The 20,210-nt window shown below is 65.1% G+C and carries 19 protein-coding genes; 8 read left to right on the top strand and 11 right to left on the bottom strand.

The genetic code is table 11. The annotated features are described in order from the left end of the window. Window positions 1–98: 98 nt before the first annotated feature. Together NLN62_RS16850 and NLN62_RS16845 are read right to left on the bottom strand one after the other, a co-directional pair. On the bottom strand, window positions 99–1,208 hold the full coding sequence (locus NLN62_RS16850; protein ID WP_254109502.1) for a DUF2336 domain-containing protein: 1,110 nt from the start codon (window positions 1,206–1,208) through the stop codon (window positions 99–101). A 274-nt stretch (window positions 1,209–1,482) separates the two neighbouring features. Beyond that, window positions 1,483–2,184 carry an RNA pseudouridine synthase gene (locus NLN62_RS16845; protein ID WP_027523527.1) on the bottom strand — a complete coding sequence of 234 codons (702 nt, stop codon included), beginning with the start codon at window positions 2,182–2,184 and terminating at the stop codon, window positions 1,483–1,485. A 57-nt stretch (window positions 2,185–2,241) separates the two neighbouring features. Between NLN62_RS16845 and ftsY the strand changes: the two genes are divergently transcribed. Continuing rightward, a complete protein-coding gene (gene ftsY, locus NLN62_RS16840; RefSeq protein ID WP_254109500.1) occupies window positions 2,242–3,186 on the top strand; it encodes a signal recognition particle-docking protein FtsY in 945 nt (314 codons plus the stop codon). 126 nt (window positions 3,187–3,312) lie between these two features. Next, entirely contained in the window at window positions 3,313–3,915 is a 603-nt protein-coding gene (locus NLN62_RS16835) for a septation protein A (RefSeq protein WP_254101838.1), read from the top strand. Between the two features lie 154 nt (window positions 3,916–4,069). Here NLN62_RS16835 and NLN62_RS16830 read toward each other — a convergent pair whose 3' ends face one another. The 5 genes from NLN62_RS16830 to ccmA form a co-directional block, all read right to left on the bottom strand. Continuing rightward, on the bottom strand, window positions 4,070–4,663 hold the full coding sequence (locus tag NLN62_RS16830; RefSeq protein ID WP_254109498.1) for a DsbE family thiol:disulfide interchange protein: 594 nt from the start codon (window positions 4,661–4,663) through the stop codon (window positions 4,070–4,072). Then, window positions 4,660–4,839, bottom strand: coding sequence for a heme exporter protein CcmD (gene ccmD / locus NLN62_RS16825; RefSeq protein WP_027523531.1), 180 nt, complete (start codon window positions 4,837–4,839; stop codon window positions 4,660–4,662). Before ccmD ends, NLN62_RS16830 begins: the two co-directional genes overlap by 4 nt. Window position 4,840: 1 nt before the next feature. Further along, on the bottom strand, window positions 4,841–5,632 hold the full coding sequence (locus NLN62_RS16820; protein WP_027523532.1) for a heme ABC transporter permease: 792 nt from the start codon (window positions 5,630–5,632) through the stop codon (window positions 4,841–4,843). A gap of 77 nt (window positions 5,633–5,709) precedes the next feature. Continuing rightward, a complete protein-coding gene (gene ccmB / locus NLN62_RS16815) occupies window positions 5,710–6,378 on the bottom strand; it encodes a heme exporter protein CcmB (RefSeq protein WP_027523533.1) in 669 nt (222 codons plus the stop codon). A gap of 301 nt (window positions 6,379–6,679) precedes the next feature. Continuing rightward, on the bottom strand, window positions 6,680–7,282 hold the full coding sequence (gene ccmA / locus NLN62_RS16810; protein WP_254109496.1) for a heme ABC exporter ATP-binding protein CcmA: 603 nt from the start codon (window positions 7,280–7,282) through the stop codon (window positions 6,680–6,682). Window positions 7,283–7,522: 240 nt separating this feature from the next. On the opposite strand from ccmA, the gene acnA reads away from it, so the two are divergent. The 3 genes from acnA to NLN62_RS16795 all read left to right on the top strand — a co-directional run bounded on the left by acnA (window position 7,523) and on the right by NLN62_RS16795 (window position 12,226). Further along, complete coding sequence (gene acnA / locus NLN62_RS16805) at window positions 7,523–10,243, top strand: aconitate hydratase AcnA (RefSeq protein WP_254109494.1); 2,721 nt, start codon at window positions 7,523–7,525, stop codon at window positions 10,241–10,243. Window positions 10,244–10,480: 237 nt separating this feature from the next. Then, window positions 10,481–11,269, top strand: coding sequence for a thioredoxin family protein (locus NLN62_RS16800; protein ID WP_254109491.1), 789 nt, complete (start codon window positions 10,481–10,483; stop codon window positions 11,267–11,269). Between the two features lie 585 nt (window positions 11,270–11,854). After that, a complete protein-coding gene (locus NLN62_RS16795) occupies window positions 11,855–12,226 on the top strand; it encodes a DUF2794 domain-containing protein (RefSeq protein WP_254109489.1) in 372 nt (123 codons plus the stop codon). A gap of 149 nt (window positions 12,227–12,375) precedes the next feature. Here NLN62_RS16795 and NLN62_RS16790 read toward each other — a convergent pair whose 3' ends face one another. The 4 genes from NLN62_RS16790 to NLN62_RS16775 form a co-directional block, all read right to left on the bottom strand. Next, window positions 12,376–12,909: a GNAT family N-acetyltransferase gene (locus tag NLN62_RS16790; RefSeq protein WP_254113529.1), complete on the bottom strand. Its 534-nt coding sequence runs from the start codon at window positions 12,907–12,909 to the stop codon at window positions 12,376–12,378. A gap of 224 nt (window positions 12,910–13,133) precedes the next feature. After that, window positions 13,134–13,925: a Bax inhibitor-1/YccA family protein gene (locus NLN62_RS16785; protein WP_027523539.1), complete on the bottom strand. Its 792-nt coding sequence runs from the start codon at window positions 13,923–13,925 to the stop codon at window positions 13,134–13,136. A gap of 271 nt (window positions 13,926–14,196) precedes the next feature. After that, window positions 14,197–16,767, bottom strand: a complete 2,571-nt coding sequence (locus tag NLN62_RS16780) for an ABC transporter permease (protein ID WP_254109487.1) — start codon at window positions 16,765–16,767, stop codon at window positions 14,197–14,199. Next, complete coding sequence (locus NLN62_RS16775) at window positions 16,764–17,486, bottom strand: ABC transporter ATP-binding protein (protein ID WP_027523541.1); 723 nt, start codon at window positions 17,484–17,486, stop codon at window positions 16,764–16,766. The genes NLN62_RS16780 and NLN62_RS16775 overlap by 4 nt, the downstream gene beginning before the upstream one ends. Window positions 17,487–17,541: 55 nt before the next feature. Here NLN62_RS16775 and NLN62_RS16770 point away from each other — a divergent pair, with 55 nt between their 5' ends. The 3 genes from NLN62_RS16770 to zapE all read left to right on the top strand — a co-directional run bounded on the left by NLN62_RS16770 (window position 17,542) and on the right by zapE (window position 20,203). Then, window positions 17,542–18,177 carry an arylesterase gene (locus tag NLN62_RS16770; protein ID WP_254113526.1) on the top strand — a complete coding sequence of 212 codons (636 nt, stop codon included), beginning with the start codon at window positions 17,542–17,544 and terminating at the stop codon, window positions 18,175–18,177. Window positions 18,178–18,349: 172 nt separating this feature from the next. Continuing rightward, window positions 18,350–18,886 (top strand): RNA 2',3'-cyclic phosphodiesterase, encoded by a 537-nt coding sequence (gene thpR, locus NLN62_RS16765; protein WP_027523543.1) that lies wholly within the window; start codon window positions 18,350–18,352, stop codon window positions 18,884–18,886. Between the two features lie 129 nt (window positions 18,887–19,015). Beyond that, window positions 19,016–20,203: a cell division protein ZapE gene (gene zapE / locus NLN62_RS16760; protein WP_027523544.1), complete on the top strand. Its 1,188-nt coding sequence runs from the start codon at window positions 19,016–19,018 to the stop codon at window positions 20,201–20,203. Window positions 20,204–20,210: the final 7 nt, after the last annotated feature.

Raw genomic sequence — 20,210 nt, 5'->3', positions numbered from 1 at the left:
ATGTCACGGCAGTGCGCGCGGAGAGAGACCCCTCACCCGTCTCGCCGCTACGCGGCGAGCCACCCTCTCCCACAAGGGGAGAGGGGAAAAGAGCTCCTCTACGACGCCCTTACCTGCCAGAACCTGAGCGTGCGCCTTGCGTTTTCCGGCGTCATTCTGGCGAAATGGCCCTTGGCCTTGGCGAGGTCAGCTGGCTTCATCGTGCCGGTGGCGTAGCGGCTTTCCAGCACGGCGCTGGTCGTCTCCCAGCTCAGCAGCGCTGCGCGGCACGGCACGAGCAGGCCGTCATCGCGCAGGCTCTGCATCAGGGGCCGGATCACCTCGACGGTGGACAGGGACAATGCTGCCAGCGCAGCGACGGTCTCCTCATAGCGCCGCTGCACGGCAAAGCCGAGCAGCGTTGCCTCGTTGAGCTGGCCGGTCTCCTTCAGCTTTGCGACGGCGCGTTTGGCGCCGACGAAATCGCGGATCCCCGACATCTCGCGATCGGCGCCGGTCGCGACGCTTGCGATGGAGTTCTGGATTTCCTCGAACAGATGCGGCGGGGCGCGCGACAACAGGCGGGTGCGAACGGCGTCGGTTGCCGAACGCAGCAATTGACGGCGCAGGTCCAACGGCAGATCGACGCGCACGCCCACGCTCACTGCCAGTTCGGGGTCCTGTTCGGCCTGTCCGACGATGACGGCAAAGCCGCTTGCCGAAAACCGTGCGCCGGGATTGGCGGCAAGGCGCCGGCTGACGCTGGGATAGCGGCGCGCCAGCAGTGCGTCGGTGACGATGTCCTTCAGCCACCAGCGGCCGGCGACCGCGAGCAGATGCTGCTCGCCCTTGGTGGCCGCGATCCCGACGAGCTCGGCATCGTCGAGGCGCGCGGATTCCTGAAGCACCGGGCCGGCGATCCTGATCTCGTCATTGCCGGCAAGACGGCGGATCACGGACGGGGGCGCCTGCGCGATCGGCGCAAGCTGCGCGCTGATCTCGGCAAGTGCGACGCGCGCGCCCATGTCGGCGATCGAGCGCAGCTCGATGGTCTTGATCAGCCGCTCGAGCACGTCGTCGAACAGCGCGATCTGCTCGTCATTGAAGCTGCCGGCGGAGGACAGGAACAGGTCGGTGACGCGCCGCGCCGTTTCCAGGCGCTTTTCGTCCGAGCCGGCGCGAATCGCACCCTCGACTTCGTCGACGATCGATGGCTGGGCCTGCGGCATGAAGCGTTGCTCGTCCTGAGCCGGTTCGAAGAAGCTTGTTCTAAGCAACCGGCATCATTAGAGGCGAGCACTGAACGTTTCGTAAACCATCGGCGCCTGTTGGGATCAGGTTCGATTGCCGCCACGAAGGCGGCGGGCTCCCTCGCCCGCTTGCGGGAGAGGGCCGGGGAGAGGGTGTCTCCGCAACCGAGAACCTCCAAGAGGAGAAAGCCCTCACCCGGCGCTGCGCGCCGACCTCTCCCGCAAGCGGGAGAGGTTAAGCGAACATGCGGCGCTATTCCCCGTTCCAGCCGCAGGTCCTGAGCCGCTCCTGCATGTGCGGCGGGGCCGGCGCGACCACCCGCACCGGCTCCTTGTTGCGGGAGATCGGGACCACGATCTCGCGCGAATGCAGATGCAGCCGCGGCTCGCCGAAGCGCGGGCCGTTGCCGTAGATGTTGTCGCCGACGATCGGCCAGCCCTGCGCCGCGCAATGCACCCGCAATTGATGGGTGCGGCCCGTGACCGGTTCCATGGCAAGCCAGGTCAGGCCCTCGCCCCGCCCCATCACCTTCCAGTTGGTGACCGCTTTCTGGCCTTCCGGGTCCGGCTTCTGCCACCAGCCGCGCTCGGCATTGAGGCGCCCGAGCGGCAGGTCGATGGTGCCTTCGTCCTCGGCCGGTCCGCCCTCGACCACGGCCCAATAGGTCTTGCCGATCTTGCCGTGCTTGAACAGCAGGCCGAGCGAAGCGGTCGCCTTGCGATGACGCCCAAGCACGAGGCAGCCGGAGGTGTCCTTGTCCAGCCGGTGGGCCAGCACCGGCGGCCGTGGCAGGCCGAATCGCAGCGCGTCGAAGGATGCTTCCAGGTTCGCCCCGCCCTTGGGGCCGCGATGCACGGGAAGGCCCGCCGGCTTGTCGATCACCAGCATCAACCCGTCGCGGTGAAGCACGCGCGCCATGATTTCATCCGCAGTCAACTCGGGAACATCGAGCAATATCAGGACTTTCGTTGGAGACTTTCGTTTAGGAGCCGGAACGGCTAACACGCCACCATGAACGATACCACTGACACCCCCAAACTGAGCTGGTGGCGACGCCTGTCCAACGGGCTGAAGCGCACGTCGGCCTCGCTCGGGACCGCGGTCGCCGATCTCGTCACCAAGCGCAAGCTCGACCGCGCCATGCTCGACGACATCGAGGACGTGCTGCTGCGCGCCGACCTCGGCACCGAGGTTTCGGTGCGCATCGCGGACGCGGTCGGCGCCGGACGTTACGACAAGGCGATCTCGGCGGATGAGGTGAAGGACGTCGTCGCCACAGAGGTCGAGAAGGTGCTGGTGCCGGTCGCAAAAGCGCTCGACATCGATGCGGCGAGAAAGCCCTTCGTCATCCTCGTGGTCGGCGTCAACGGCTCGGGCAAGACCACGACCATCGGCAAGCTGTCGGCGAAATTCGCCTCCGAAGGCCGCAAGGTGATGCTGGCGGCCGGCGACACGTTTCGTGCCGCGGCGATCGAGCAGCTCAAGGTCTGGGGTGAGCGCACCAGGACGCCGGTGATATCAGGCGCGCAGGGCTCGGATTCGGCAAGCCTCGCTTTCAATGCGCTGACGGCGGCGAAGGAGCAGGCGATCGACGTGCTCCTGATCGACACCGCAGGCCGCTTGCAGAACAAAGCCGAGCTGATGAACGAGCTCGAGAAGGTCGTGCGCGTGATCCGCAAGGTGGATAGCACGGCGCCGCATGCGGTGCTCCTGGTACTGGACGCCACCGTCGGCCAGAACGCGCTGTCGCAGGTCGAGGCGTTCCACCGCACGGCCGGTGTTACCGGCCTCGTGATGACGAAGCTCGACGGCACCGCGCGCGGCGGCATTCTGGTGGCGCTCGCCGAGAAGTTCAAGCTGCCGGTGCATTTCATCGGCGTCGGCGAAGGCGTCGACGATCTCGCGCCGTTCACCGCGCGCGATTTCGCCCGGGCGATCGCCGGAATTGAATCGTAGGTTTCTCTCGTCATGCCCCGCGCAGGCGGGGCATCCAGTACGCCGCGCCATTGGTTGTCGATCGAAGCGCCTCGGAGTACTGGATCACCCGCTTTCGCGGGTGATGACGGCAACAAAGGTCAGGTAATGGACAAGACCCAGCCGCATCCGCTGTTCAAGCTGGCAACCGAGCTCGGCCCGCTGCTCGTGTTTTTCTTCGTGAATTCGAGGTTCAATCTGTTCGCCGCGACCGGCGCGTTCATGGTCGCCATCGTCGCGGCGATAATCGCCTCCTATGTGGTGACGCGGCACGTGCCGATCATGGCGCTGGTCACCGGCGCGATTGTGCTGGTGTTCGGCACACTGACGCTGGTGCTGCACGACGAGACCTTCATCAAGGTCAAGCCGACCATCATCTACGGCCTGTTCGCAGCCGTGCTCGGCGGCGGGCTGTTGTTCGGCCGCTCCTTCATCGCCATCATGTTCGACCAGATGTTCAACCTGACCCCGCAGGGCTGGCGCATCCTCACCTTCCGCTGGGCGCTGTTCTTTGCCGGCATGGCGGTGCTCAACGAAATCGTCTGGCGCACCCAGAGCACGGACTTCTGGGTCAACTTCAAGGTCTTTGGCGTGACGCCGCTGACGATGATCTTCGCCATCGCGCAGATGCCGCTGACCAAGCGCTACCACATCGCGCCGGTCTCGCTGGAAGCGAGCGAGGCCGAAGCGGGGGATGTGAGGAAGGGGTAGGCTGGCCACACATTCAACTGTCATCGCCCGGCTTGACCGGGCGATCCAGTATTCCAGAGACGGCAGAGGGATACAGAGAAGCCGCGGTGTACTGGATGCCCCGGTCAAGCCGGGGCATGACAGCGATATTGCTTCGCTGGTACCGACGACGGCGTCAGCTTCCCGCCTTCAACGCCTTCTCGAGCTGCGGCAGCAGCACGCTCTGCAAATTCTCCGGCGTGATCGGGCCGACCAGCTTGTAGACGATCGTGCCTTCGCGTCCCACGACGAAGGTCTCGGGGACGCCGTAGACGCCCCATTCGATCGAGGCGCGGCCGTTGGCATCGGTGCCGACGACGCCGAACGGATTGCCGTAGCGGCCGAGGAAGCGCCGCGCATTGTCGGGCGCATCCTTGTAGTTGATGCCGACGAGTTGGAAGCGCTTGTCCTTGGCGAGCTCGGTCAATAGCGGCGCCTCGTCGTGACACGGCACGCACCAGGACGCCCAGACATTGACCAGGCTGACCTTGCCCATGAACGCGGCCGGGTCGAGTCCCGGCACCTGCGCGCCGCCAACTTGCAGGCCATCGAGCGGCGGCAGCGTGGTCTGCGGCGCGGGCCGGCCGATCAGTGCCGAGGGAATGCGCGAGGGATCGCCGCTGCCGAGCCGGAACCAGAACAGCAGCGCAAGGCAGATGAAGGCGAGCAGCGGCAGCACCACCAGGAAGGTGCCGCGCGACGGCGTGGCGGAGGTCGAGTGCTCGCTCATCGCAGCTCCGTGGCACTGCGGCCCGAGCGGCGGGTGACGCCGCTCTTTTCCAGTTCGCGCAGGCGCTCTGTCTGGCTGCGATAGTCGATCGCGATCCAGCCGATCAGGATCGCCACCACGATGGCTACGGCGAGATAGGACGTCACGATGAAGGAGGCGTAGGGGCCGAGCGACATGTTATGCGGCCCCAAATTCTTTTGACGCGTTTTCTTCACGCGAACCGGCGCCCACCTCGCTCGAAAACGCCATGCGGCTCGCCTGCATCATTTGCAGGGAGCGGACGCGGCGGCGCAAGATCTCGTTGCGCATCGCCGCCAGATGCAGCGTGACGAACAAGAGCGTGAACGCGACCGCCATCACCAGCAGCGGAATCAGGAACGATTTGTCGAGCGTCGAGCCGCCCATGCGCATCACCGAGGCCGGCTGGTGCAGCGTGTTCCACCAGTCGACCGAGAACTTGATGATCGGCAGGTTGATCGCGCCGACCAGCGTCAGCACCGCCGCGGCACGCGCCGCACGCGAGGGATCTTCCACCGCGCGCCACAGTGCCATCAGGCCGAGATACATCAGGAACAGGATGAGCACCGAGGTCAGCCGCGCGTCCCATTCCCAATAGGTGCCCCACATCGGCCGGCCCCACAGCGAGCCGGTGAGCAGCGCGAGGAAAGTGAAGGCGGCGCCGATGGGAGCGGCCGCTTTCGCGGCGACGTCGGCGAGCGGATGCCGCCACACCAGCGTGCCGAGCGAGGCCACGCTCATGACGCCCCAGACGAACATCGACAGCCAGGCATTGGGCACGTGGATGAACATGATCTTCACGGTGGCGCCCTGCTGATAGTCGTCGGGCGCCAGCGCCGACTGATAGAGGCCAAGCGCCAGCAGGATCACGGTCGCCCCCGCAAGCCACGGCAGCACGCGCGCCGTCAGCGCAAGGAACCGCGAGGGGTTGGCGAGGTCGATCAGCGTCATGGTCACCTGATAATCATGGCAAGGGGCCGCAGGCAATCAGCACGAAAGTGCGAACCGAAAGTTGATCGGGGTCAAGATCAGTCCAGTCCGTGCCGGAGGCTTGCGGCGGCCGCGAAGGGGCCGATCACCAGGCTGACGAGCGACAGCGCGCACAGGATCGAGAACGGCGCGCCGAACGACATTGGTCCGACGATCACGGCCTGGGAGGCCGCGACGCCGAAGATCAGCACCGGAATCGACAGCGGCAGCACCAGAACCGCCATCAGCAGCCCGCCGCGATGCAGCGTCACCGCCAGCGCCGCGCCGATCATGCCGGTGAAGGTCAGGGCCGGCGTTCCCGCCAGCAGGGTGAGGGCCACCGCGCCGGTTGCGACCATGTCGAGATTGAGCAGGAGGCCGAGCACGGGGGTTGCGACGATCAGCGGCAGGCCGGCGGCCAGCCAATGCGCCAGTGCCTTGGCGGCGCAGGCCAGTTCCAGCGGCGTCCGGCTCATCGTGATCAGGTCGAGCGAGCCGTCCTCGTGGTCGGCCATGAAGAGACGGTCGAGGGTGAGCAGGCTCGCCAGCAGCGCCCCCAGCCACAGGATCGCCGGTCCCAGCCGCGACAACAGCGCCAGATCCGGCCCCACCGCGAACGGCATCAGCACCACCACGGTCAGGAAGAACAGCACCCCAATGAGCGCTCCGCCGCCGACCCGCAGGGCAATCCGGACATCGCGACGAATAAGGGCGGAGAGGGCGGTCATGGGGCGCCTCTTGTTGCGCAACGGACATCGCGATCGCGCCGCCCGGCCGGTGCGCTCCCTCCCCCCTTGCGGGGGAGGGTGGGGGAGGGGGGTAGCCCCGAGGAAGGTGCTCGTCGGCGGCGAAGCGCCAGCAACAGAGCGCCTGCCTCCCCAGCGCTCGACCCGATAGGCCGTGCCGTGTGGCACCCCCCTTCCTGACCCTCCCCCGAAAGGGGGGAGGGAACGGAGAGGATGGAGCCTGGGCTCGAAGAAAGCCGAGAGCGCGGGGGACCAGAGCAGGAAAGCTGAGGCTGGTCGAACTTCACGCCACACCCCCGATCCGCAGCTCCCGCGCCTCGATCCCCAGCGGCATGTGGGTGGCGGCGATGATCATTCCTCCGCGTTCCAGGTGCTCCCGCATCAAGGCGCAAAACATGTCCTGGCCGGCGGCGTCGAGCGCGGTGGTCGGCTCGTCCAGCAGCCAGACCGGGCGGCGGACCGTCAGCAGGCGGGCGAGCGAGAGGCGGCGGCGTTGGCCGGCGGAGAGGAACGCGGCCGGCAGATGGGCGGCGTGGTCGAGGCTGACGGTCGACAGGCTCTCGGCCCCGTCGAAGCGCTCGCCACCGAGAAAATCAGCCCAGAAAGCGAGGTTTTCCGCCACGCTCAGTGCCGGCTTCATCGCGTCGCGATGGCCGAGATAATGACATTGTTCGGCGAGCGTCAGCTCGGCATCGCCGCCGGAAAGCTCGATCTTGCCCCCGGCCGGAACCAGCAGCCCCGCGATCAGCCGCAGCAGCGAGGTCTTGCCGGAGCCATTGCGCCCCACAACCGCCAGCGCCTCGCCGGAGGCGGCCACGAAATCGAGGCCGGCAAACACCTCGCGGCCGCCCCGCACGCATCTGATGCCACGCCCTGAGAGCTGCATGTCGCTTCTGGTCGACCCCGTCACCGCCGGCCCTCAAGAAAACTTGGGGTAGCGCAGCAGAATTTGAGGCTCCCGGATTGCTGCGGCACGATCGTCCTTGTGGCGGTGCGGTTAGAAAGCTTCTATAAGCCCGGAACTTGATGCAGCACTCCACTCGCTCCTGCAAGCGACCCCAGCCGGATTCGCTGACGGTGTTAAAGTACCCTCTGCCGGGTATAACTAACAATTGGGATTTCCTACATGACCTCGCTCGACAGCTTCAAATGCAAAAAGACCCTCAAGGTCGGCGCCAAGACCTATGTCTATTACAGCCTGCCGACCGCGGAGAAGAATGGTCTGAAGGGGATTTCAAAGCTGCCTTATTCGATGAAGGTGCTGCTCGAGAACCTGCTGCGCAACGAGGACGGCCGCTCGGTCAAGAAGGAGGACATCGTCGCGGTGTCCAAATGGCTGCGCAAGAAGTCGCTGGAGCATGAGATCGCCTTCCGTCCGGCCCGCGTCCTGATGCAGGATTTCACCGGCGTGCCGGCCGTGGTCGACCTCGCCGCGATGCGCAACGCGATGCAGAAGCTCGGCGGCGATGCCGAGAAGATCAATCCGCTGGTGCCCGTCGATCTCGTCATCGACCACTCCGTGATCGTGAACTTCTTCGGCGACAACAAGGCTTTCGCCAAGAACGTCACCGAGGAATACAAGCAGAATCAGGAGCGCTACGAATTCCTGAAGTGGGGCCAGAAGGCCTTCTCGAACTTCTCCGTCGTGCCGCCCGGCACCGGCATCTGCCACCAGGTCAATCTCGAATATCTGGCGCAGACCGTCTGGACCAAGAAGGAGAAGATGACGGTCGGCAAGAAGACCGGCACGTTCGAGGTCGCCTATCCCGACTCGCTCGTCGGCACCGATTCCCACACCACCATGGTCAACGGTCTCGCCGTGCTCGGCTGGGGCGTCGGCGGCATCGAGGCGGAAGCCTGCATGCTTGGCCAGCCGCTGTCGATGCTGCTGCCGAACGTGGTCGGCTTCAAGCTCAAGGGTCAGCTCAAGGAAGGCGTCACCGCGACCGACCTCGTGCTGACGGTCACGCAGATGCTCCGCAAGCTTGGCGTCGTCGGCAAGTTCGTCGAGTTCTTCGGTCCCGGCCTCGATAACCTCTCGGTCGCCGACAAGGCGACGATCGGCAACATGGCGCCCGAATATGGCGCGACCTGCGGCTTCTTCCCGGTCGATGCCGCCGCGATCGATTACCTCAAGACCTCCGGCCGCGCCGCGCCGCGCGTCGCGCTGGTGCAGGCCTATGCCAAGGCGCAGGGCCTGTTCCGCACTGCCAAGTCGGCGGACCCGGTGTTCACGGAGACGCTGACGCTCGATCTCGGCGACGTCGTCCCCTCGATGGCCGGTCCGAAGCGTCCCGAAGGTCGCATCGCGCTCCCCTCCGTGTCGGAAGGCTTCTCGCTGGCGATGGCCAACGAGTACAAGAAGGGCGATGACGCCGAGAAGCGCTACGCGGTCGAGGGCAAGAACTTCGAACTCGGCCATGGCGACGTCGTGATCGCGGCGATCACCTCCTGCACCAACACCTCCAATCCGAGCGTGCTGATCGGCGCGGGCCTGCTGGCGCGCAATGCCGCCAAGAAGGGCCTGAAGGCCAAGCCCTGGGTGAAGACCTCGCTCGCGCCGGGCAGCCAGGTCGTCGCCGAATATCTCGCCAATTCCGGGCTGCAGGCCGATCTCGACAAGGTCGGCTTCAACCTGGTCGGCTTCGGCTGCACCACCTGCATCGGCAATTCCGGTCCGCTGCCGGAGGAGATCTCGAAGTCGATCAACGATAACGGTATCGTCGCCGCCGCCGTGCTTTCCGGCAACCGCAACTTCGAAGGCCGCGTCTCGCCGGACGTGCAGGCGAACTATCTGGCTTCGCCGCCGCTCGTCGTCGCCCACGCGCTCGCGGGCAGCGTGACGAAGAACCTCGCCACCGAGCCGCTCGGCGAGGGCAAGGACGGCAAGCCGGTGTACCTGAAGGACATCTGGCCGACGACCAAGGAGATCAACGCCTTCATGAAGAAGTTCGTGACTGCGTCGATCTTCAAGAAGAAGTATGCCGACGTGTTCAAGGGCGACACCAACTGGCGCAAGATCAAGACCGTCGAGAGCGAGACCTATCGCTGGAACATGAGCTCGACCTATGTGCAGAACCCGCCCTATTTCGAAGGCATGAAGAAGGAGCCGGAGCCGGTCACCGACATCGTCGAGGCGCGCATCCTCGCCATGTTCGGCGACAAGATCACCACCGACCACATTTCGCCGGCCGGTTCGATCAAGCTCACCTCGCCCGCGGGCAAATATCTCAGCGAGCACCAGGTGCGTCCCGCCGACTTCAACCAGTACGGCACGCGGCGCGGCAACCATGAAGTGATGATGCGCGGCACCTTCGCCAACATCCGCATCAAGAACTTCATGCTCAAGGGCGCCGACGGCAACATTCCCGAGGGCGGTCTCACCAAGCACTGGCCCGACGGCGAGCAGATGTCGATCTACGACGCCGCGATGAAGTATCAGCAGGAGAACGTGCCGCTGGTGGTGTTCGCCGGCGCCGAATACGGCAACGGCTCCTCGCGCGACTGGGCGGCGAAGGGCACGCGTCTGCTCGGCGTTCGCGCGGTGGTCTGCCAGAGCTTCGAGCGCATCCATCGCTCCAACCTGGTCGGCATGGGCGTGCTGCCGCTCACCTTCGAGGAGGGCACTTCCTGGCAGTCGCTTGGGCTGAAGGGCGACGAGAAGGTCACCCTGCGCGGCCTCGTCGGCGACCTCAAGCCGCGCCAGAAGCTGACCGCAGAGATCGTGTCGGCCGACGGCTCGCTGCAGCGCGTTTCGCTGCTCTGCCGCATCGATACGCTGGACGAGCTCGACTACTATCGCAACGGCGGTATCCTGCACTATGTGCTGCGCAAACTCGCGGCGTAAGCGCGGATTTGTGAACGATGGCTCACTGCGAAGTGAGTAGAACGTTAAGCGAAGGCGGCCTATCAAGGGCCGCCTTTGTTCGTTTGCGGTATGTTCCAGATGGGCTCGTCCAGCGAAAGGTTTTCGTCTCGGACGATGCGGGACGCACTGCGCGCGCAAGACTTATCCGTAAGACTACGGTGACCAACCGGCGAGAAGATTTCCCCTCGACATCAGCTAAGGTGTGCGGCGTTCAACATGACTATGATGGCCTCTAATCTGATTTCGCGATGGTCCGGTGCGATCTGGTCAGGTGCGATCTGGCCAAGTGCACTTGGCGTCTGCGCAATCATCGCGGTCGTCCGTCCCGCCCACGCCGATCCCCGCGCCGTCGTCGAGCTCTTCACCTCGCAAGGCTGCTCGTCCTGTCCGCCCGCCGACAAGATCATCGGCGAGCTCTCCAACGATCCCTCGATCATCGCGCTGAGCATGCCGATCGACTACTGGGACTATCTCGGCTGGAAGGACACGCTGGCGGACTCGCGCTTCTCGGCGCGGCAGCGCGCCTATTCGCGGATGCGCGGCGACCGCGAGGTCTACACGCCGCAGGTCGTGGTCAACGGCTCGGAGCATGTCATCGGCAGCGACCGCGCCGGCATCGAGAGCGCGATCGCAAAGACCGCCAAGGGCGACAACGTGATGAGCGTGCCGGTGTCGATGTCGCTCGCAGGCAAGCAGCTCAATGTCTCGGTGGCCGCGAGCAAGGAGGCGGCGGTGTCGCATGGCGAGGTCTGGATCTGCTCGATCACCAAGGCGGTGCCGATCTCGATCAGCCGCGGCGAAAATCGCGGGCAGCAGATCACTTACCACAACGTGGTGCGCAACCTGCTGAAGGTCGGCGACTGGAACGGTACTCCGGAAAGCTGGACCGTGCCGCTGGAGAACCTCACGCGCGAGGGCGTCGATGGCGCGGTAGTCTATGTCCAGGACGGCAGCCGCGAGAAGCCGGGCCCGATGCTGGGCGCGGCGTACACGTCGCTGCATTGATTGCCGACTAAAGTCTCTCGTCCCTACCACGTATCCGCTCTTGATCCTCATGGTGAGGAGGCGCGTAGCGCCGTCTCGAACCATGTAGGCCCACGCTGAGGCAACTCGGCCTCGATCCTTCGAGACGCTTGCTGCGTAAGCTCCTCAGGATGAGGGGAGAAAATCTTTGGCGAGGAGAGAAAGTGCGTCGGCAGAAATGCCCCCACACAACAAAAAAGGACCAACTCGCGTTGGTCCTCCTTCGTGCGAACAGGCCCGATCCCGACGACCCCGGGGGGCTGGGGGCTGAGGAATCCGGAACCGAAAGGACCGGGCCAACGCACACGAATCTTTTCGCAGTGCAGGGCGGCAGGCGCTAGGCGGAAAAGCGGCGAGACTATGATTCCTGCTAACGATCCCGTGACGGTATGTCGCGAGGGAGTTCCACAGCCAGGAGGTGTGTTTGCGGTGCGATGTGCAGCCGGGCGGTTGGGGCGCCCCTTGCGGCCGACAGCGGTTGGCGCAATCATGCAACTGTCATGATCCGCGGACGGGAACGGTTTCGCGACCGCCGGTCATGCGTCAACGCGACAGGAGGCGCTGCCCATGGGTCTGATGTCGGAGGATGCCGATCCGAGCGAGCAGCGCGCAGTGGCGCGTAGCGCCGCTGCGAGTTCCCAACCGAGCCGGGTGACGTTCAACCGGCTCGAATTGCATCGCATCCTCAACCTCTATGGCCGCATGGTCGCCGACGGCGAGTGGCGGGACTATGCCATCGACTTCCTGAAAGACCGCGCCGTATTCTCGGTCTATCGCCGCGCCTCCGAAGTGCCGCTTTACCGTATCGAGAAAGATCCGCGGCTCGCGCGCAAGCAGGGCATGTACAGCGTGATCTCGGCGACCGGCCTGATCCTGCGCCGCGGCCATGAGCTCGAGCGCGTGCTGCTGGTGATCGATCGGAAGCTGGCGGTGGTGTAGCCGCACAAACGGTGCCGTAGGGTGGGCAAAGGCGCACCGCGCCGTGCCCACCATCTTTCCGGGATTGAAATAGAAGTGGTGGGCACGCTTCCGCTTTGCCCACCCTACGACAGCTGAAGCCCCTCGGCGTTGAATGCTTGCTACGACGGCTATCTATCCGTCGGCACCGTGCGCCCGCCTTCACCGAGGTCGCGCTGCATCATCACCGTATCCAGCCAGCGGCCGAACTTCAGGCCGACATTGGGGTGCGTGCCGATCATGTTGAAGCCGGCGCTGGTGTGCACGGCGATCGAGCCGGCATTGGCGGAGTCGCCGATCACGGCGATCATCTGGCGGAAGCCGCGCGCCTCGCATTCGACGATCAGCCGCTGCAACAGCGCCGAGCCGATGCCGCGGCGATGGAACGACGGCTCGAGATAGATCGAGTTCTCGACCGTGAAGCGATAGGCCGGCCGCGGCCGGTAGGCGCCGGCATAGGCGTAGCCGGCAATGCGGCCATCGAGCACGGCGACGAAATAGGGGTAGCCGCCATCCGTCAGCGCCGTGTAGCGGCGCGTCATCTCGGCGAGGTCGGGCGGTTCGAGTTCGAAGGTCGCCGTGCCGCGGCGCACGGCGTGCTCGTAGATGGCGGTAATGGCGGGAAGGTCGGCCTCGGTTGTGGGCCTGATTTCAGGTGCGGACATGGGGGCGAGATTAGAAGCTTCGTCCGGCGGCGGAAAGAGGCATTGGCGCTTCCACATAGTCATTGCGAGCGCAGCGAAGCAATCCAGAAGTGCATCCATGGAGGGACTCTGGATTGCTTCGTCGCTGCGCTCCTCGCAATGACGGTGCTTGTGGGAACGCCAACCTCACAAACAAAAACCCCGGCCTTGCGGCCGGGGCTCGTGTCATTCTCTCGGATCAGAACCTAGTCGCGCTGGCCGAGCAGCTGCAGCAGCAGCGTGAACAGGTTGATGAAGTTCAAATACAGCGACAGCGCACCGGTGATCGCCGCGCGTTCGGCAATGTCACCGCCGGCCGAGGCGTAGCCGTAGATGTAGTCGTTCTTCAGCCGCTGGGTATCCCAGGCGGTGAGGCCAGCGAACACCAGCACGCCGCCCACCGACACGATGAACTGCAGCGCCGAGCTCGCCAGGAACAGATTGACGAGGCTTGCGATGATGATGCCGATCAGGCCCATGAACAGGAACGATCCCATCCCGGTCATGTCACGCTTGGTGGTGTAGCCGTAGAGGCTCAGCGCGCCGAAGGTGGCCGCGGTGATGAAGAAGACCCGCACGATCGAGGTGTGCGTGAACACCAGGAAGATCGAGGATAGCGAGATGCCCATCAGCGCCGAGAACACCCAGAACAGGATCTGGGCGGTCGAGGGGGCCAGGCGGTTGATGCCGGCCGAGATCACGAACACCATGGCGAGCGGCGCCAGGATGAACAGCCATTTCAGCGGGCTCACGAACATCGCGTAGCCGAACGGCGTCAGGAACTGGCTGCCGATCTTGGCGGCGGCCCCCGAGGGGTCGCTGGTCACGGCCGCCATGTAGACACCGAGTGCGGCGAGGCCGGTGATGGCCAGGCCGATGCTCATGTAATTGTAGATGCGCAGCATGTATGCGCGCAGGCCGGCATCGACCGTCGCGGCGTCGACACGCCCGGCGGCCCTGCCGAAAGGAGAAGCGTAGTTGCGGTCTAGGTCCGACATGGTCGAATTCCCATTGGTTGGCCGGCCGGCACAAGGGCTGATGCCGCCCGGGTCGTCAAAATTCTATCCCGGATACCGTTGCCTGCCGACATTAATTTTGGCTAACAATCGGGGATCCGGACCCACTCGACATGTGGGAAACTAACACATTTGCTGCAAGCGTCCACGCGCGGCCGAATGTCGCCATGGACGCGCAATCTGACGCGCGGGCGTGGTTAACCCGGAAAATCCGGGAGATTGGGGTTGCCGCGCCGCCGCCCGCTTCAATTTGTCACAAATTCCGCAACACGGTGGCGGGCTTTTGGTTCAACGCCAGCAGCGTGCCGGCGAGCCCAAGCCCGACCGTGACGACGAGCGCGGAGACGACCACGCCGGCCGCGCTGCCGGCCTGCCAGACGAAGCTCAGCGTCATCAGCCGGGTCACGATCATCCAGGCCGCGATGCTGCCGGCGATGACGCCGAACACGGCGGTGGCGAGCCCGATCAGGAGATATTCGAGCGCATAGGCGCCGAGCAGCCGCAGCCGCGTGGCGCCCAGCGTCTTCAGGATCACGGCGTCATAGACCCGGTGGCGATGGCCGGCGGCGAGTGCGCCGCCCAGCACCAGGATCGCGGAGATCAACGTCACCGCGCTGGCGCCGCGGATCGCGAGCGTGAGATTGGTGACGACCGAGCCGACCGTCTCCATGACCTCGCGGACCCGCACGCTCGTCACCATCGGATAGGCATCGGCGACCTCTTTGATGATCTTGCCGTCGCCGGCCGCATCGCCGCCCTGTTCGGTCAGCGTCGCGATGTGGGTATGCGGCGCGCCCTTGAAGGCATTGGGCGAGAACACCAGAACGAAATTGATGCCGAGCCCCTGCCAGTCGATGTTGCGCAAATTGCTGATTTTCGCCGGGATATCGCGGCCGAGCACGTTGACGACGACTTCGTCGCCGAGCTTGAGCCCGAGCCCGTCGGCGATTTTCTTCTCCATCGAGACCAGCGGTGGGCCGGAATAATCGGCGCTCCACCATTCGCCCTCGACCACCTTGGAGCCCTTCGGCAGCTCGCTGGTATAGGTCAGGCCGCGGTCGCTTTGCAGCACCCATTCGGCGTCGGTCGCGGGCTTCAGGTCCTCGGCCTTGACGCCGCGCGCGGCGACGATGCGGCCGCGCAGCATCGGCACGTCCTCAACTTTCGCCCCCGGCGCGATCTGGCGCAGATAGCCGTCGAACTGCTCGGCCTGCACGCTCGGGATGTCGATGAAGTAGAACGATGGCGCCCGGTCCGGCAGCGCCGCGAGAAACTGCCGGCGCAGATTGCCGTCGATCTGGGTGATGGTGACGAGGACGGCGAGTCCCAGCCCCAGCGACAGCACCACGGACGGCGTCAGCGCGCCGGGACGGTGGATGTTGGCGATCGCAAGCCGCAGCATCGGCAGCCGCGTGCGCGGCAATCGCCGCGCGATCGTCATCAAGAGCCCCGCAATGCCGCGCAGCACCGCAAACACCACGATGGACGAGAGCACGAACACCGTGGCGATGCGCTTGTCGAACGATAGCCCGATCACGACCGCGACGAGTAGCGCGACCACCACGGCCATGAAGGCGAGATAGCGCCAGCGCGGCCGGTGCCATTCGGCGCTGATCGTGTCGCGAAACAGCGCGGCCACCGGTACGTCATGGACGCGCCCGAGCGGCCACAGGCCAAAGGCGAGTGCGGTGAGCAGGCCATAGATGAAGGAGAGCGCCAGCTCGTCGGCATGCACGGCCGGGATCACCGGCAGCGGTAACAGCTTTCCGAACAGGCCGACGATGGCGAAGGGGAGGGCTGCGCCAAGCGCGAGCCCGATCACCGAGCCGATCCCGGCGAGCAGGATGACCTGCGCGAGATAGATGCCGAACACGTCGCGTCCGGTGGCGCCGACGGCCTTGAACGCCGCGATGACCTCGAGCCGGCGGTCGATATGGCTCTTCACGGCATTGGCGACGCCAACGCCTCCGACCAAAAGCGCGGCGAGGCCGACCAGCGTCAGGAACTGGGTAAAGCGGCTGATATTGCGCTCGAGCTGAGGCGATGCATTGGAGCGGCTGCGGATCTCCCAGCCGGCCTGCGGTGCCGCGTTGCGGGCGTCGCTGATGAATGCCTCGGTCGCGCGCTCGCTGTTGGCGCTGTCAGGCAGCTTGACGCGATAGACCCAGCGCACCAGGCTGCCCGGCTGGATCAGGCCGGTGGCGCGCAAGGCTTCCTCGCTGATCAGGAAACGGGGGCCGAAGCCGATGCCGCCGGCAAGCTTGTCGGGCTCGGCCTCGACCGCGCTGCGGATCTGGAAGGTCGCGTTACCGATGGTGACGCGGTCGCCGATCCTGAGGGAAAGCCGCGCCAGCAGCGTCGGATCCGCGGCGGCACCGAACGCGCCGTCGCGCTCCGCGAGAAGATCGGACAGTGGCAATTGCGGCGTCAGCGTCAACTGGCCGAGCATCGGGTAATTGCCGTCGACCGCCTTCATCTCGACCAGCGCGAGCTTGCCGTCGGCCGCGCGCGCCATGCCGCGCAGCGTCGCGGCGATCGACACCGTGCCGCGCGAACGCAGGAAAGCGATCTCCTCAGGCTTTGCCTCGCGCTGGAACAGCACGAACGAGGCGTCGCCGCCGAGCAGCGTGCGGCCTTCACGCGCCAGGCCCTCGCTGAGGCTGGCCGCGACCGAGCCGACACCGGCAATCGCCATCACGCCGAGCGCGATGCAGGCGATGAAGACGTAGAAGCCGCGCAGGCCTCCGCGCAGTTCGCGCAACGCATAGCGCAGCGACAGCGCGGCCGCGCCGTGTCGCGCGAACGGTTCAGTGGCGACGCTCATGGCTGGGAATACTGCGTATCGATGCGCCCGGAGCGCAGGCGGATCACGCGGTCGCAGCGATGCGCAAGCGAGGAATCATGGGTCACCAGCACCAGCGTCATGCCGCGCTCGGCATGCTTGCCGAAGATGAGATCGACGATCTGCTTTCCCGTCGCTTCGTCGAGATTGCCGGTGGGCTCGTCGGCGACCAGGATCGCAGGGTCCGGCGCCAGCGCACGGGCGAGCGCGACACGCTGCTGCTCGCCGCCCGAGAGTTGCGAGGGATAGTGATGCAGGCGATCGCCGAGCCCGACCGATTGCAGCTCTTGCGCGGCGCGCTTGGCCGCATCCGGATTGCCGGCGAGCTCGAGCGGCACCGCGACGTTCTCCAGCGCCGTCATGGTGGGGATCAAGTGAAAGGACTGGAAGACGATGCCGACCTCGCGGCCGCGGAAGCGGGCGAGTGCGTCCTCGTCGAGGGCATTGAAAGGCGTGCCGCTCACCACCACCTCTCCGCTATCAGGACGCTCCAACCCCGCCATCACCATCAGCAGCGTGGATTTGCCCGACCCTGACGGGCCGATCAGGCCGATAGCTTCACTACGGCCGACCCGAAGGCTGATATCCTTGAGAATGTGAACGCGTGCCGCGCCCGTGCCCAGTGAGAGATTGACGTTGGAAATGGAGATGGTGTCCGGCGTCGTGCCGGCCAGCGAAGAGGATTCGATGCGACTGTCCATGGTCCGGTCATATGGCAACTCCGCGCACCCGGTCGAGAGGCGTTACGGATTCTTCATGCACATAGCCGTGTTGATGGTCGCCTTGATGACAGGGATTGCCGGCGCCGGCGCGCAGGCCAAGCCGCCGGTCAAGCTGGTCGTGCTCGGCGATTCCTTGAGCGCCGGCCTCGGCCTTCAGGGCCAGGACGCATTTCCCATGAAGCTCCAAAAAGCCTTGCAGGACAAAGGTATAGCCGTCGACATGATCAATGCCGGGGTGTCCGGCGACACCTCTTCCGGTGGCCGGGACCGGCTCGACTGGTCGGTGCCGGAGGGAACCGAGGGCGTGATCGTCGAGCTCGGCGCCAACGATGCGCTGCGCGGGCTCGACCCCGACGTCACGCGCGCCGCGCTCAGCGACATCGTGGCGCGCCTGAAGGCGCGCGGCGTTGCGGTGATGCTGTGCGGCATGCTGGCGCCGCCGAACTACGGCGGCGACTATGCCGCGCGCTTCAATTCGATTTATCCGGATCTGGCGAAAAAATTCGACGTGCCGCTCTATCCGTTCTTCCTCGATGGCGTTGCGGCCGACGCCAAGCTCAACCAGGCCGACGGCATTCATCCCACCGCTGCGGGCGTCGACATCATCGTCAAGAACATGATGCCTGCCGTGGAGGCATTCCTTGGCACGATAAGCGGGCAACGACGTTGAAAAGCGGGCAATACTAACCCTAATACCCAGGGTTTTCCCGGAGTGGTCCGCGCTACGCTTCGCAGAGTCACATAACTGCGATAGGAATCAGGTTACCGGTGATTCGTCGCCGGCTCTAATTTGGACATGGGCCTTTTCAAGGCGCATGTCCAAGCATCGGGAGTGCTCAACGATGCCACGCTTGTTTACTGGTCTGGAAATTCCGGCCGAGGTCGGTCAGACACTTTCCAACTTGCGGGGCGGCCTTCCCGGCGCCCGCTGGATCGATCCCGAAAATTATCACGTCACCTTGCGCTTCATCGGCGATATCGACGGCGCTTCCGCCAACGAGATCGCCTCGCTGCTGTTTCGCGTCAACCGCAAACCGTTCGAGGTGAAGGTGCAGGGGCTCACGAGCTTCGGCGGCCGCAAGCCGCGCGCAGTCGTCGCCGCCATCGAGCCGAGCCGGCCCTTGATCGAATTGCAGGCCGAGCTCGAGCGGATGATGCAGCGCATCGGCCTCGATCCGGAAGGGCGCAAGTTCATTCCGCATGTCACGCTGGCGCGGCTGCACGATGCCTCGGACCAGGACGTCGCCGATTATCTCTCGCTGCGCGGTTACTTCCCGAGCAAGGTGTTCACGGCCGAACGTTTTGTCCTGTTCTCCTCGCGCGCATCCACCGGTGGCGGACCCTACGTCGTCGAGGATTCCTACGATCTCTGTGCGTAGGTTGGTTCTCGGGCCTCGGACGCAGCGCAGCGCTTGCGCGCTGCAGCGCGTCCGGGACACGAAATCCGCATACCCCTTTCCCTAATTCTCGGCTTGCATTTTCGGCCGGTCTCTGGCGGTAAGGGGGCCATGCTCTCCACCCCCAATTCATCGTTCCGAAGCGAATACCAGGCGCTGGTCTCGTCCGGCGCGATCGAGCCGGATGCGGCCCAGGCCGAGGTCGCGGAGGCCTATGCGGCGCTGGACCAGCGGCTTGCGAGCTACAAGCCGCAGCGCAAGCAGGGGCTGCTCGGCCGATTGTTCGGTGGCGGCGACAAGGACGATGCGCCGCGCGGGCTCTACATCCACGGCGAGGTCGGGCGCGGCAAGACCATGCTGATGGACCTGTTCTTTCAGCACTCTTCCGTCGCGCACAAGCAGCGCGCGCATTTCCATGAATTCATGGCCGAGGTGCACGAACGTATCTACGGCTATCGCCAGAACATCGCGCGCGGCGAAATCGCCGACGGCGATGTCATCGCGCTGACGGCGAACGCGATCTTCGATGAAGGCTGGCTGCTCTGCTTCGACGAATTCCACGTCACCGACATCGCGGATGCGATGATCCTGGGCCGCCTGTTCGCGAAACTGTTCGAACTCGGCACGGTGGTGGTGGCGACGTCGAACGTCGCGCCCGACGATCTCTACAAGGGCGGACTCAATCGCGCGCTGTTCCTTCCCTTCATCGCGCAGATCAACGATCACATGGACGTGCTGCGGCTCGATGCGCGCACCGATTTCCGGCTGGAGAAACTTCAGGGCGTGAAGATGTGGCTGGTGCCGGCCGATGCCGACGCCGATGCCGCGCTCGATCGCGCTTGGGCGAAGATGACCGGCCACGCCAAATGCAAGTCGCGCGATATTTCGATCAAGGGCCGCATCCTGCACGTGCCGTGCTCGGCGCACGGCGTGGCGCGGTTCTCGTTCGCAGATCTCTGCGAGAAGCCGCTCGGCGCATCCGACTACTTGCGGCTCGCGCACGACTATCACACCATCCTGGTCGACCATATTCCAGTGATGGAGTTCGCTGAGCGTAACGCCGCCAAGCGCTTCATCACGCTGATCGACACACTCTATGACAATGCTGTGAAGCTGATGGCTTCGGCCGAAGCCAATCCGGTGTCGCTGTACCTGGCGAACGAAGGCAACGAGGCCAACGAGTTCAAGCGCACGTCCTCGCGCCTGATCGAGATGAGCTCGGAATCCTACCTGGCGCAGCCGCACGGCCGCAAGGATTCCACCGCCAGTGGCTCCACCAAGGGCCTGGTGGAGACTTAAGTCCTAT

The organism is Bradyrhizobium sp. CCGUVB23 (genome assembly GCF_024199885.1).
Taxonomy (GTDB): Bacteria; Pseudomonadota; Alphaproteobacteria; order Rhizobiales; family Xanthobacteraceae; genus Bradyrhizobium.
This window is presented reverse-complemented; position numbering and strand designations above follow the sequence as displayed.